Here is a 13,525-nt window from a genome sequence, read left to right on the forward strand (position 1 = left end):
AGTTGTTGAACCGTGACCCGGAATCCCGGCGTGTCGCTCTTTATTGACGCCGTAACGGACATTGCGGGCGACCGTGATCAAGCCCTTGATCACGGTCTTTGATCATTACGTCCGAATTGCCCCACGCCTACCACCGGTTGGGGTGGTTGGCCAAGCCCGGTTCTCCTGGACCTCGCACGGGTGTGGCGGAGGTCACGGAACGGTTACCGGAACGGCGGCGTCCCGCGCGCCAGGACTTCGTGAACGCGCGCACGCGCCCCGGACCCGTCCACATCGGTCGCGCGCGTCCCCCCGATGTGTGAACGGGGGCCACTATCAGGACACCCGGTCCAAGGCCAATTTGCATGCGCGGGAAGTCTCTTGATATTGAGACGACCCCTCCGGCCTGCGACGACCGGCGAGATTGTCACTTCTGGTGATCAAGTGAACGCTTCGGGTGTGAAGATCACCCATCATCCGACTTCATGATCCTTCGTCAGGTGGTGGAGATCACAAAGCTTGTGGAATACCCCGTGTCGCAGATCACAGAGTGTCGGGCATAAGATGCGAGGCAGTTGGGCTTGTGACCTGCTTCACATGTTCTCGATCTTCGCCCGGGACGAGCGGGGCTCGTGGGACCGGTGGGGCGGGTGTGAGCCCAGTGCAACCGCCAGCAGTCAGTGCCGACTGAGAGGAGCGAGGAGCGGTGAACGCGTATGCGCCCATCCTCGTACTGGGAGCGCTCGGGGCAGGCTTTGCGATCTTCTCCGTGGTCATGGCCACGCTGATCGGTCCGAAGCGGTACAACCGCGCGAAGCTCGAGGCCTACGAGTGCGGCATCGAGCCGACCCCCACGCCGGCCGGCGGCGGGCGCTTCCCCATCAAGTACTACCTGACGGCGATGCTCTTCATCGTCTTCGACATCGAGATCGTCTTCCTCTACCCCTGGGCCGTCACCTTCGACGCCCTGGGGATCTTCGGGCTCGTGGAGATGCTGCTCTTCGTGCTCACCGTCTTCGTCGCGTACGCGTACGTATGGCGGCGCGGCGGCCTGGAATGGGACTGAGGGGCCTTTAACGACATGGGACTCGAAGAAAAGCTGCCGAGCGGATTCCTGCTCACCACCGTCGAGCAGGCCGCGGGCTGGGTGCGCAAGGCGTCCGTCTTCCCGGCCACCTTCGGCCTGGCCTGCTGCGCCATCGAGATGATGACGACCGGCGCCGGACGCTACGACCTCGCCCGCTTCGGCATGGAGGTCTTCCGCGGCTCGCCGCGCCAGGCCGACCTGATGATCGTCGCCGGCCGGGTCAGCCAGAAGATGGCGCCCGTCCTGCGGCAGGTCTACGACCAGATGCCCAACCCCAAGTGGGTGATCTCCATGGGCGTCTGCGCCTCATCGGGCGGCATGTTCAACAACTACGCGATCGTCCAGGGCGTCGACCACATCGTCCCGGTCGACATCTACCTCCCCGGCTGCCCGCCCCGGCCCGAGATGCTCATGGACGCGATCCTCAAGCTCCACCAGAAGATCCAGTCCTCCAAGCTCGGCGTGAACGCCGAGGAAGCGGCCCGCGAGGCGGAGGAGGCGGCGCTCAAGGCCCTGCCCACGATCGAGATGAAGGGGCTGCTGCGGTGAGCGGCGCGAACGGCACCAACGGCGCGAACGGCCCGGTGAACGGGGCGAACCCCGAGAAGGACCTCTCGGCCGCCAACCTCCCCGGCCGGCGCGGCGAGGGAGGCGAGGAGATCCGCGTCCAGCGCGGCATGTTCGGCGCCGCGAACGGCGGCGACACCTCCGGCTACGGCGGCCTGGTCCGCTCGGTCCGCCTCCCGGGACCGGCGGCCCGCCCCTACGGCGGCTGGTTCGACGAGGTCGCCGACGAGCTGGAGGGCGCCCTGGAGGAGCAGGGACTCGTCCCCGGCAACGCCATCGAGAAGACGGTCGTCGACCGCGACGAGCTGACCTTCCACATCGAGCGCGAGCACCTGCCCACCGTCGCCCGCACCCTGCGCGACGACCCGGCCCTGCGCTTCGAGCTGTGCACCGGCGTCAGCGGGGTGCACTACCCGAACGACAAGGGCCGCGAACTGCACGCCGTCTACCACCTGCGCTCGATCACCCACAACCGGCTGATCCGGCTCGAGGTCAGCGCCCCCGACAGCGACCCGCGCGTCCCGTCGCTGGTCTCCGTGTACCCGACCAACGACTGGCACGAACGCGAGACCTACGACTTCTTCGGGATCCTCTTCGACGGACACCCGGCCCTGACGCGGATCATGATGCCGGACGACTGGCAGGGCCACCCGCAGCGCAAGGACTACCCCCTCGGCGGCATCGCCGTCGAGTACAAGGGCGCCCAGATCCCGGCTCCGGACCAGCGGAGGTCGTACTCGTGAGCACGCAGTCAGCATCCGCCGCGTCGGCCGCGTCCGCACGCGAGACCACCGAGGGCACCGTCTACACGGTCACCGGTGGGGACTGGGACGAGGTCGTCCAGTCCGCGGCCCGCGCCGACGACGAACGCATCGTCGTCAACATGGGCCCCCAGCACCCCTCCACCCACGGGGTGCTCCGCCTGATCCTGGAGATCGAGGGCGAGACGGTCACCGAGGCCCGCTGCGGCATCGGCTACCTCCACACCGGCATCGAGAAGAACCTCGAATACCGCACGTGGACGCAGGGGACCACGTTCGTGACGCGCATGGACTACCTGACGTCCTTCTTCAACGAGACCGCCTACTGCCTCGCCGTCGAGAAGCTCCTCGGCATCGAGGACCAGCTCACCGAACGTGCCAAGATCATCCGGGTGCTCCTGATGGAGCTGAACCGGATGTCCTCCCACCTGGTGTGCATCGCCACCGGCGGCATGGAGCTGGGCGCCACCACGATCATGATCTACGGATTCCGCGATCGTGAAATGATTCTCGACATCTACGAGCTGGTCACCGGCCTGCGCATGAACCACGCGTACATCCGGCCCGGCGGACTCGCCCAGGACCTGCCGCCCGGCGCGGTGGACCAGATCCGCGAGTTCGTGAAGAAGATGAAGAAGAACCTCCCGGAGTACGACAAGCTCGCCACCGGGAACCCCATCTTCAAGGCCCGCATGCAGGACATCGGCTACCTCGACCTGGCCGGCTGCATGGCCCTCGGCGCCACCGGCCCGATCCTGCGCTCCACCGGCCTGCCGCACGACCTGCGCAAGACGCAGCCGTACTGCGACTACGAGACGTACGACTTCGACGTCCCGACCGCCGACACGTGCGACGCCTACGGCCGCTTCCTCATCCGCCTGGAGGAGATGCGCCAGTCCCTCAGGATCGTCGAGCAGTGCCTGGACCGGCTCCAGCCCGGCCCCGTCATGGTCGCCGACAAGAAGATCGCCTGGCCCGCCCAGCTCGCCCTCGGCCCGGACGGACTCGGCAACTCCCTCGACCACATCAAGAAGATCATGGGCACCTCCATGGAGGCCCTGATCCACCACTTCAAGCTGGTCACCGAGGGCTTCCGCGTCCCGCCGGGACAGGCCTACGCGGCCGTCGAGTCCCCCAAGGGCGAACTCGGCGTGCACGCCGTGTCCGACGGCGGCACCCGCCCCTACCGGGTCCACTTCCGCGACCCGTCCTTCACCAACCTTCAGGCCATGGCGGCGATGTGCGAGGGCGGCCAGGTCGCCGACGTCATCGTCGCCGTCGCGTCCATCGACCCCGTGATGGGAGGCGTCGACCGGTGACCACCTCTTCTTCCGAGCGGGGCGTCAGCCTGGGCATGCCCGAACCGCCCGCGCCCGCCTACCCGGACGACGTCCGGGCCCGGCTGGAGGCGGACGCGCGCGAGGTGATCGCGCGCTACCCCGACTCCCGGTCCGCCCTGCTGCCGCTGCTCCACCTCGTGCAGGCGGAGGAGGGCCACGTCACGCGCACCGGCATGCGGTTCTGCGCGGACATGCTGGACCTGACCACGGCCGAGGTCACCGCGGTCGCCACCTTCTACACCATGTACCGGCGCAAGCCCTCCGGCGACTACCAGGTCGGCGTCTGCACCAACACGCTGTGCGCGGTGATGGGCGGCGACGCGATCTTCGAGACCCTCCAGGAGCACCTGGGCGTCGGCAACGGCGAGACCACCGGCGACGGCAAGGTCACCCTGGAGCACATCGAGTGCAACGCGGCCTGCGACTTCGCGCCCGTCGTGATGGTCAACTGGGAGTTCTTCGACAACCAGACCCCGGCCAGCGCCAAGCGCCTGGTCGACGACCTGCGCGCGGGACGGCCCGTGGAGCCCACGCGCGGTGCCCGGCTGTGCACGTTCAAGGAGACCGCGCGGATCCTGGCCGGCTTCCCCGACGAGCGGCCCGGGGCCGTCGAGGAGAGCGGCAGTGCGGGACCCGCGTCGCTGGTGGGCCTCCGCCTGGCGAAGGGAGAGGCCGCACCCGCGCGCGTGGTCCATCCGCGCGGAGGTCCGCAGGGGGGACCGCAGGACAGGGTGCACGAGCCGTCGCCGGCCGAGCACCTCAGTTCCCATGACGCGCCGCAGGACACATCGGCCTCCGACCCCGCCCACCCGGCAGGGCCCACCGCCGAGGAGGGGGAGTGATGACCGTGGTACCCGAGGTCAAGGACCCGAGCCCCGAGAAGCTGCTCGCACCCGTGCTGTCGGCCTTCTGGGACGAGGACCGGTCCTGGTCGCTCGACGTCTACCGCAGGCACGAGGGGTACGAGGGCCTCCGCAAGGCGCTCGCCATGTCGCCGGACGACCTGATCGCGTACGTCAAGGACTCCGGACTGCGCGGCCGCGGCGGCGCGGGGTTCCCCACCGGAATGAAGTGGCAGTTCATTCCGCAGGGTGATGGAAAACCGCACTACCTGGTGGTCAACGCCGACGAATCGGAACCGGGCACCTGCAAGGACATCCCGCTCCTCTTCGCGAACCCGCACAGCCTCATCGAGGGCATCGTGATCGCGTGCTACGCCATCAGGTCGTCGCACGCCTTCATCTACCTGCGTGGCGAGGTCGTCCCCGTACTGCGGCGGCTGCACGAGGCCGTGCGCGAGGCCTACGCGGCCGGCTACCTCGGCGAGAACATCCTGGGCAGCGGGCTCGACCTCCGGCTCACCGTGCACGCGGGCGCGGGCGCGTACATCTGCGGTGAGGAGACCGCACTGCTCGACTCGCTCGAAGGCCGCCGCGGGCAACCGCGGCTGCGTCCCCCCTTCCCCGCCGTCGAAGGGCTCTACGCCTGCCCCACCGTGGTGAACAACGTCGAGTCGATCGCGTCGGTTCCCGCCATCCTGAACAACGGCAAGGACTGGTTCAGGTCGATGGGCAGCGAGAAGTCCCCGGGCTTCACGCTCTACTCGCTCAGCGGCCACGTCGCCAGCCCCGGCCAGTACGAGGCACCGCTCGGCATCACCCTGCGCCAGCTCCTCGACATGAGCGGCGGCATGCGGCCGGGCCACCGGCTGAAGTTCTGGACGCCGGGCGGCTCCTCGACCCCGATGTTCACCGACGAGCACCTCGACGTCCCCCTCGACTACGAGGGCGTCGGCGCCGCCGGCTCCATGCTCGGCACCAAGGCCCTGCAGTGCTTCGACGAGACGACCTGCGTGGTGCGGGCCGTCACCCGCTGGACCGAGTTCTACGCCCACGAGTCCTGCGGCAAGTGCACGCCCTGCCGCGAAGGGACGTACTGGCTGGTGCAGTTGCTGCGGGACATCGAGGCCGGCAAGGGCGTCCACTCCGACCTCGACAAGCTCGCCGACATCGCCGACAACATCAACGGCAAGTCCTTCTGCGCCCTCGGTGACGGCGCCGCATCCCCGATCTTCTCCTCGCTGAAGTACTTCCGCGAGGAGTACGAGCAGCACATCACGGGCCGGGGCTGCCCCTTCGACCCGGCCAAGTCGACGGCCTGGGCGGATCGCCCGGAGGTGAACGCATGACCGTGACCACCAGCGCCCCCACGGGAGGGGGAGAGGCGGCGGTCCCGCCGGAGGACCTCGTCACGCTGACCATCGACGGCGCCGAGATCAGCGTGCCCAAGGGCACCCTGGTCATCCGGGCCGCCGAACAGCTCGGCATCGAGATCCCGCGGTTCTGCGACCACCCCCTCCTGGACCCGGCCGGCGCCTGCCGCCAGTGCATCGTCGAGGTCGAGGGCCAGCGCAAGCCGATGGCGTCCTGCACGATCACGTGCACGGACGGCATGGTCGTGAAGACGCAGCTCACCTCGCCGGTCGCCGAGAAGGCCCAGCACGGTGTGATGGAGCTGCTGCTCATCAACCACCCGCTGGACTGCCCGGTCTGCGACAAGGGCGGCGAGTGCCCGCTGCAGAACCAGGCGATGTCCCACGGCAACGCCGAGTCCCGGTTCGAAGGGAAGAAGCGCACCTACGAGAAGCCCGTGGCGATCTCCACACAGGTGCTGCTCGACCGCGAGCGCTGCGTGCTGTGCGCCCGCTGCACCCGCTTCTCCAACCAGGTCGCGGGCGACCCGATGATCGAACTGGTCGAGCGGGGCGCGCTCCAGCAGGTCGGCACCGGCGAGGGCGACCCGTTCGAGTCGTACTTCTCCGGCAACACCATCCAGATCTGCCCGGTCGGCGCGCTCACCTCGGCCGCCTACCGGTTCCGCTCCCGCCCCTTCGACCTCGTCTCCTCGCCGTCGGTCTGCGAGCACTGCTCCGGCGGCTGCGCCACCCGCACCGACCACCGGCGCGGCAAGGTCATGCGGCGGCTCGCCGCGAACGACCCCGAGGTCAACGAGGAGTGGATCTGCGACAAGGGGCGCTTCGCGTTCCGGTACGCGCAGGGCCGGGACCGCCTCGACAGCCCGCTCGTCCGCAACGCCGAGGGCGTCCTCGAACCCGCGTCCTGGCCCGAGGCGCTCCAGGCCGCCGCGCGCGGGCTGACCGCCGCCCGCTCCCGGGCCGGCGTCCTCATCGGCGGCCGGCTGACCGTCGAGGACGCGTACGCCTACAGCAAGTTCGCGCGCGTGGCGCTCGACACCAACGACATCGACTTCCGCGCGCGCGTGCACAGCGCCGAGGAAGCCGACTTCCTGGCGGCCCGGGTGGCCGGCCACGGCCGCGACATCGACGGTACGGGCGTCACGTACACCGCCCTGGAGAAGGCGCCCACCGTCCTGCTGGTCGGCTTCGAGTCGGAGGAGGAGGCCCCCGGCGTCTTCCTCCGGCTGCGCAAGGCCTGGCGCAAGCACAAGCAGCGGGTGTTCGCGGTGGCCACCCACGCCACCCGCGGCCTGGAGAAGACCGGCGGCACCCTGCTGCCGGCCGCCCCGGGCACCGAGACCGAGTGGCTGGACGCCCTCGCGAGCGGCGTCGGCCTGGAGGAGCCCGGCACCGCCGCCGCCGAGGCCCTGCGCGCCGAGGGCGCGGTCATCGTCGTGGGGGAGCGGCTGGCCGGCGTGGCGGGCGGCCTCACCGCCGCCCTGCGCGCCGCGACCGCGACCGGCGCCGAACTGGTCTGGATCCCCCGGCGGGCCGGGGAACGCGGCGCCGTCGAGGCGGGCGCCCTGCCCGCGCTGCTGCCGGGCGGCCGCCCGGCGACCGACCCGCGCGCGCGGGAGGAGGTCGCCGCCGTCTGGGGGCTGGCCGCACTCCCGCTGCGCCACGGCCGCGACACCCACCAGATCGTCGAGGCCGCCGCGACCGGTGAACTCGCCGCGCTCGTCGTCGCCGGCGTGGAGGTCGCCGACCTCCCCGATCCGGCACGCGCGCGTGCGGCCCTGGACGACGTCGGCTTCCTGGTCTCCCTGGAGCTGCGGCCCAGCGAGGTCACCGAACGAGCCGACGTCGTCCTGCCGGTCGCCGCGGTCGCCGAGAAGGCCGGCACCTTCCTCAACTGGGAGGGCCGGGTGCGCTTCTTCGAGGCCGCGCTCAAGCCCGACCAGATGACCCGCCGGCTCGCCCCGGCCGACACCCGCGTGCTCCACATGCTCGCCGACGCCATGGACGCCCACCTGGGCCTGCCGGACCTGCGCACCACGCGCGCGGAGATCGACCGGCTCGGACCCTGGTCCGGCCCCCGCGCCGCCCAGCCCGCAAAGACCGCGGGCGTCCTGCCCCGGCCCGCCGTCGGCGAGGCCGTGCTCGCCGGGCACCGGCTCCTGCTCGACCAGGGCGTCCTCCAGGACGGCGACGAGGCGCTCGCCGGAACCCGGCACGCCGCACGCGCGCGCGTGTCCGCCGCGACGGCCGCCGAGGCGGGCGTCGCGGAAGGCGACCCGCTGACCGTCACCGGCCCCGCCGGCACGGTCGAACTGCCGCTCCACATCACCGACATGCCCGACCGCGTCGTCTGGCTCCCGCTGAACTCCACGGGCACCGGCGTCGCCTCCGACACCGGAGCGCGCCCCGGCTCCCTCGTCCGCATCGGCCCGGCACCCGCCGGAGAGGCCCCCAAGGAGGTGGAGGCATGAGCACGTACCTCGCCGCTGAAGACCTCTCGATGTTCGGCCACGACCCCTGGTGGCTGGTCGTCGTCAAGGCGGTGTTCTGCTTCGCCTTCCTGATGGTGACCGTGCTGTTCTCCATCGTCTGGGAGCGCAAGGTCGTCGCCTGGATGCAGTTGCGCGTCGGCCCCAACCGGCACGGCCCCTGGGGCATGCTCCAGTCGCTCGCCGACGGCGTGAAACTCATGCTCAAGGAGGACCTCGTCGTCAAGCGCGCGGACAAGGTGGTCTACGTCCTCGCGCCGATCGTCGCGGCCGTCCCGGCCTTCATGGCGATCGCGGTGATCCCCTTCGGACCGGCCGGCAACGAGGTCTCGATCTTCGGCACCCGCACCGCGATGCAGCTCACCGACCTGCCGATCGCGATGCTCTTCATCCTCGCGGTCGCCTCGGTCGGCATCTACGGCATCGTGCTGGCGGGCTGGAGCTCCGGATCCACCTACCCGCTCCTCGGCGGCCTGCGCTCCTGCGCGCAGATGATCTCCTACGAGATCGCCATGGGCGCCGCGTTCGCCTCCGTGTTCCTCTACTCGGGGTCGATGTCGACGTCCACCATCGTCGAGCAGCAGCACGACCGCTGGTACATCCTGCTGCTGCCGGTCTCGTTCATCCTCTACATCGTCACGATGGTCGGCGAGACCAACCGCGCCCCCTTCGACATGCCGGAGTCCGAGGGCGACCTGGTGGGCGGCTTCAACACCGAGTACTCGTCCATCAAGTTCGCGATGTTCATGCTCGCCGAGTACGTCAACATGGTGACCGTCTCGGCCGTCTCGACCACCCTGTTCCTCGGCGGCTGGCGCGCCCCCTGGCCGATCAGCGGCTTCTGGGCGGGCGCGAACCACGGCTGGTGGCCGCTGCTCTGGTTCGTCGTCAAGGTGCAGCTCCTGCTGTTCTTCTTCATCTGGCTGCGCGGCACGCTCCCCCGCGTCCGCTACGACCAGCTCATGAAGCTCGGCTGGAAGGTCCTCATCCCGGTGTCCGTGACCTGGCTGATGCTGGTCGCCACCGTCCGCGCCCTGCGCAACGAGAACTACGACTTCGCCGACATCGCCCTCTACGTCGGCGGCGGCGTCCTCGCCCTGCTGCTCCTCTCCTTCGTCGCCGACATGTTCCGCGAGAAGGCGAGGACGGCCGAGCGGCCCGCCGCCGAGGAGGTCGCCTTCGACCCGATGGCGGGCGGGTTCCCCGTACCGCCGCTGCCCGGGCAGGAGCTGCCGCCGGTGCCGAGGCGCCGCCCGCACCGCGAGCGGGAGCTGATCGTCAGTGGCGGGCCGGACACTGTCAGTGACGGAACCACGGATGGAAAGGAGGCGTCCGATGGCTGAGGAGCCTCAGGAGTCCGGGCAGACCAACCCCGGCTTCCAGAACCCCGTCGCCGGCTTCGGCGTGACCTTCAAGGCCATGTTCAAGAAGCGGCTGACCGAGCAGTACCCGGAGCAGAAGAAGACCACGGCTCCGCGGTTCCACGGACGGCACCAGCTCAACCGCCATCCGGACGGCCTGGAGAAGTGCGTCGGCTGCGAGCTGTGCGCGTGGGCCTGCCCCGCCGACGCCATCTACGTGGAGGGCGCCGACAACACCGACGAGGAGCGCTACTCGCCGGGCGAGCGGTACGGCCGCGTCTACCAGATCAACTACGCCCGCTGCATCCTGTGCGGCCTGTGCATCGAGGCGTGCCCCACGCGCGCGCTGACGATGACGAACGAGTTCGAGCTGGCCGACTCCAGCCGCGCCAACCTCATCTACACCAAGGAACAACTGCTCGCCGGCCTCGAAGAGGGCATGGTCGACACGCCGCACTCCATCTTCCCGGGGACGGACGAGCAGGACTACTACCGCGGCCTGGTGACCCAGGCCGCGCCCGGCACCGTCCGGCAGGTCGCCGTCTCCAAGGGCGAGGCCCCGCAGGAGGCCGCCGCCACCTCCGGCGAGGACGAGCCGGCCTCGGAGAAGGTGATCGGCCGATGACGACGCCACTCGCCGCCTACACCACCTCCACCGGTGAGGCGTTCCAGTTCTGGGTGCTCGGCACGATCGCGGTGATCGGCGCCCTGTGCACCGTCTTCATGCGGAGGGCCGTGCACAGCGCGCTCTGCCTCGCCGGGACCATGATCGTCCTGGCGGTGTTCTACCTCGCCAACGGCGCCTACTTCCTCGGGATCGTGCAGATCGTCGTCTACACCGGCGCGATCATGATGCTGTTCCTGTTCGTGGTGATGCTCGTCGGCGTCACGGCCGCGGACTCCCTGAAGGAGACCATCAAGGGCCAGCGCTGGCTGGCCCTCCTGTGCGGGGTCGGCTTCGGCGTCCTGCTGTTCGCCGGCATCGCCAACGCCTCCCTGAAGGACTTCGACGGCATCGGCCGGGCCAACACGAACGGCAACGTGGAGGGCCTCGCCTCCCTCATCTTCACGAAGTACGTCTTCGCCTTCGAGATCACCGGCGCCCTGCTCATCACGGCCGCCGTCGGCGCCATGGTGCTCACCCACCGCGAGCGCACCGAGCGCGCCAAGACCCAGCGCGAGCTGGCCGAACAGCGCATCCGCGAGGGCAAGCACATCCCGCCGCTGCCCGCCCCCGGTGTCTACGCCCGGCACAACGCCGTGGACGTCGCGGGCCTGCTGCCCGACGGCACCCCGTCCGAGCTGACCGTCAGCAAGACGCTGCGCGACCGCGGCCAGATCCGCGACGTCTCCACTCAGGCGCTCAACGACCTGCGGGCGCTGGAGCAGCGCGCGGAGGAGCGCCTTGAGCGCGGGGCGGTCGCACCGAAGACGTCCACGCGGCCCGAGGAGGCGTCGAAGTGAACCCGGTCAACTACCTCTACCTCGCCGCCCTGCTGTTCACGATCGGTGCGACCGGCGTCCTCGTCCGGCGCAACGCCATCGTGGTCTTCATGTGCGTCGAGCTGATGCTGAACGCCTGCAACCTCGCGTTCGTCACCTTCTCCCGGATGCACGGCAACCTCGACGGCCAGATCATCGCGTTCTTCACGATGGTCGTCGCCGCCGCGGAGGTCGTGGTGGGCCTCGCGATCATCGTCTCGCTGTTCCGCGCCCGCCACTCGGCCTCGGTCGACGACGCCAGCCTGATGAAGCTGTAAGGGGTCGGAAGAATCGTGGAGAACCTGATCGCGCCGCTCATCGCGGCGCCCCTGCTCGGAGCGGCCGTCCTCCTGGTCGGCGGCCGGCGCCTGGACCGCGTCGGCCACTGGATCGGCACGCTGCTGTCGACCGCCTCCTTCGTGTTCGGCCTGATCCTCTTCGCCGACCTGCTCGGCAGGAACGCCGAGCACCGCACGCTCACCCAGCACCTGTGGACGTGGATCCCGGTCGGCGGGTTCCAGGCGGACGTCGCCTTCCGGCTGGACCAGCTGTCGATGACGTTCGTCCTGCTGATCACGGGCGTCGGCTCGCTCATCCACCTGTACTCGGTCGGGTACATGGCGCACGACGAGCGCCGCCGCCGCTTCTTCGGCTACCTGAACCTGTTCCTCGCGGCGATGCTGCTGCTCGTCCTCGCCGACAACTACCTGCTGCTGTACGTCGGCTGGGAGGGCGTCGGCCTCGCCTCGTACCTGCTGATCGGCTTCTGGCAGCACAAGCCCAGCGCGGCCACCGCCGCCAAGAAGGCGTTCCTCGTCAACCGCGTCGGCGACATGGGCCTGTCCATCGCGATCATGCTGATGTTCACCACCTTCGGCACCTTCGCCTTCGGCCCGGTCCTCGGCGCCACCGGTGACGCCTCCGAGGGCAAGCTCACCGCGATCGGCCTGATGCTGCTCCTCGCCGCCTGCGGCAAGTCCGCCCAGGTGCCGCTGCAGTCCTGGCTCGGGGACGCCATGGAGGGCCCGACGCCGGTCTCGGCCCTGATCCACGCCGCGACGATGGTGACCGCCGGCGTCTACCTGATCGTCCGCTCCGGCGCGATCTTCAACGCCGCCCCCGACGCACAGCTCGCCGTCACCGTCGTCGGCGCGGTCACGCTCCTGTTCGGTGCGATCGTCGGTTGCGCCAAGGACGACATCAAGAAGGCGCTGGCCGGCTCGACCATGTCGCAGATCGGCTACATGGTCCTCGCCGCCGGACTCGGCCCCGTCGGCTACGTCTTCGCGATCATGCACCTGGTGACGCACGGCTTCTTCAAGGCCGGGCTGTTCCTCGGCGCCGGCTCCGTGATGCACGGCATGAACGACGAGGTCGACATGCGCCGCTACGGCGGCCTGCGCAAGTACATGCCGGTCACGTTCATCACCTTCGGCCTCGGCTACCTCGCCATCATCGGCTTCCCCGGCCTGTCCGGGTTCTTCTCCAAGGACAAGATCATCGAGGCGGCGTTCGCCAAGGGCGGCACCGAGGGCTGGATCCTCGGCGGCGCGGCCCTGCTGGGCGCGGCCGTCACCGCCTTCTACATGACGCGCGTGATGCTGATGACGTTCTTCGGGGAGGAGCGCTGGCGCGACCGGCCCACCCGTTCCCCGCAGGCGCCGAGCGCCGAGCCCGCCGCCGAGACCGGCGGCGAGCACAGCGAGCCGCACCCGCACGAGTCGCCGAAGGTCATGACGATCCCCATGATCGTGCTGGCCGTCGGTTCCGTCTTCGGCGGCGCCTTCTTCAGCATCGGCGACCGCTTCCTGCACTGGCTGGAGCCGGTCACCGGGCACAGCGAGGGCGACTCCCCGCTCAGCGCCACCACCGTCACCGGCGCCACCATGGTCTGCCTGGTCGTCGGCGTCGCCATCGCCTGGGCCCAGTACGGCCGCAAGCCCGTTCCGGCCGTCGCCCCGCGCGGCTCCCTGCTCACCCGCGCGGCCCGCCGCGACCTGCTCCAGGACGACTTCAACCACGTGGTCCTGGTGCGCGGCGGCGAGCACCTGACGCGCTCCCTGGTCTACCTCGACCACACCCTGGTGGACGGTGTCGTCAACGGCACGGCGGCCGGCTTCGGCGGCCTCTCCGGGCGGCTGCGCCGGCTCCAGAACGGCTTCGCCCGCTCCTACGCGGTCTCGATGTTCGGCGGTGCGGCACTCCTCGTCGCCGCGACCCTGCTGATGAGGGCGGTCTGATACC

12 protein-coding genes are annotated in these 13,525 nt (G+C 70.0%); all 12 read left to right on the forward strand.

Annotated features, from left to right (window positions below):
• Nucleotides 1–685 precede the first annotated feature (685 nt).
• Genes ACZ4K2_RS13830 through nuoL form a run of 12 tightly spaced genes read left to right on the forward strand, consistent with a single transcriptional unit; the run spans nt 686 to nt 13,521 of the window.
• Nucleotides 686–1,045, forward strand: a complete 360-nt coding sequence (locus tag ACZ4K2_RS13830; RefSeq protein WP_003992243.1) for an NADH-quinone oxidoreductase subunit A — start codon at nt 686–688, stop codon at nt 1,043–1,045.
• A 15-nt stretch (nt 1,046–1,060) separates the two neighbouring features.
• Complete coding sequence (locus ACZ4K2_RS13835; protein WP_007383964.1) at nt 1,061–1,615, forward strand: NuoB/complex I 20 kDa subunit family protein; 555 nt, start codon at nt 1,061–1,063, stop codon at nt 1,613–1,615.
• Nucleotides 1,612–2,376, forward strand: a complete 765-nt coding sequence (locus tag ACZ4K2_RS13840) for an NADH-quinone oxidoreductase subunit C (protein WP_467476783.1) — start codon at nt 1,612–1,614, stop codon at nt 2,374–2,376. Before ACZ4K2_RS13835 ends, ACZ4K2_RS13840 begins: the two co-directional genes overlap by 4 nt.
• Nucleotides 2,373–3,713 (forward strand): NADH-quinone oxidoreductase subunit D, encoded by a 1,341-nt coding sequence (locus tag ACZ4K2_RS13845; protein ID WP_467476786.1) that lies wholly within the window; start codon nt 2,373–2,375, stop codon nt 3,711–3,713. Before ACZ4K2_RS13840 ends, ACZ4K2_RS13845 begins: the two co-directional genes overlap by 4 nt.
• On the forward strand, nt 3,710–4,576 hold the full coding sequence (gene nuoE, locus ACZ4K2_RS13850; RefSeq protein ID WP_467476788.1) for an NADH-quinone oxidoreductase subunit NuoE: 867 nt from the start codon (nt 3,710–3,712) through the stop codon (nt 4,574–4,576). The genes ACZ4K2_RS13845 and nuoE overlap by 4 nt, the downstream gene beginning before the upstream one ends.
• The gene (gene nuoF / locus ACZ4K2_RS13855; protein WP_467476791.1) at nt 4,576–5,922 is read left to right on the forward strand and encodes an NADH-quinone oxidoreductase subunit NuoF; all 1,347 of its coding nucleotides are present in this window, start codon (nt 4,576–4,578) and stop codon (nt 5,920–5,922) included. The genes nuoE and nuoF overlap by 1 nt, the downstream gene beginning before the upstream one ends.
• Nucleotides 5,919–8,420: an NADH-quinone oxidoreductase subunit G gene (locus ACZ4K2_RS13860; protein WP_467476793.1), complete on the forward strand. Its 2,502-nt coding sequence runs from the start codon at nt 5,919–5,921 to the stop codon at nt 8,418–8,420. The genes nuoF and ACZ4K2_RS13860 overlap by 4 nt, the downstream gene beginning before the upstream one ends.
• A complete protein-coding gene (gene nuoH / locus ACZ4K2_RS13865) occupies nt 8,417–9,781 on the forward strand; it encodes an NADH-quinone oxidoreductase subunit NuoH (RefSeq protein ID WP_467476795.1) in 1,365 nt (454 codons plus the stop codon). The genes ACZ4K2_RS13860 and nuoH overlap by 4 nt, the downstream gene beginning before the upstream one ends.
• Nucleotides 9,774–10,424, forward strand: a complete 651-nt coding sequence (nuoI, locus tag ACZ4K2_RS13870; RefSeq protein WP_467476797.1) for an NADH-quinone oxidoreductase subunit NuoI — start codon at nt 9,774–9,776, stop codon at nt 10,422–10,424. The genes nuoH and nuoI overlap by 8 nt, the downstream gene beginning before the upstream one ends.
• On the forward strand, nt 10,421–11,263 hold the full coding sequence (locus ACZ4K2_RS13875; RefSeq protein WP_467476800.1) for an NADH-quinone oxidoreductase subunit J: 843 nt from the start codon (nt 10,421–10,423) through the stop codon (nt 11,261–11,263). The genes nuoI and ACZ4K2_RS13875 overlap by 4 nt, the downstream gene beginning before the upstream one ends.
• Nucleotides 11,260–11,559 (forward strand): NADH-quinone oxidoreductase subunit NuoK, encoded by a 300-nt coding sequence (gene nuoK / locus ACZ4K2_RS13880; RefSeq protein WP_467476803.1) that lies wholly within the window; start codon nt 11,260–11,262, stop codon nt 11,557–11,559. The genes ACZ4K2_RS13875 and nuoK overlap by 4 nt, the downstream gene beginning before the upstream one ends.
• 15 nt (nt 11,560–11,574) lie before the next feature.
• Entirely contained in the window at nt 11,575–13,521 is a 1,947-nt protein-coding gene (gene nuoL / locus ACZ4K2_RS13885; protein WP_467476806.1) for an NADH-quinone oxidoreductase subunit L, read from the forward strand.
• Nucleotides 13,522–13,525 lie beyond the last annotated feature (4 nt).

It is taken from the genome of Streptomyces sp. NPDC025833, assembly GCF_055558055.1.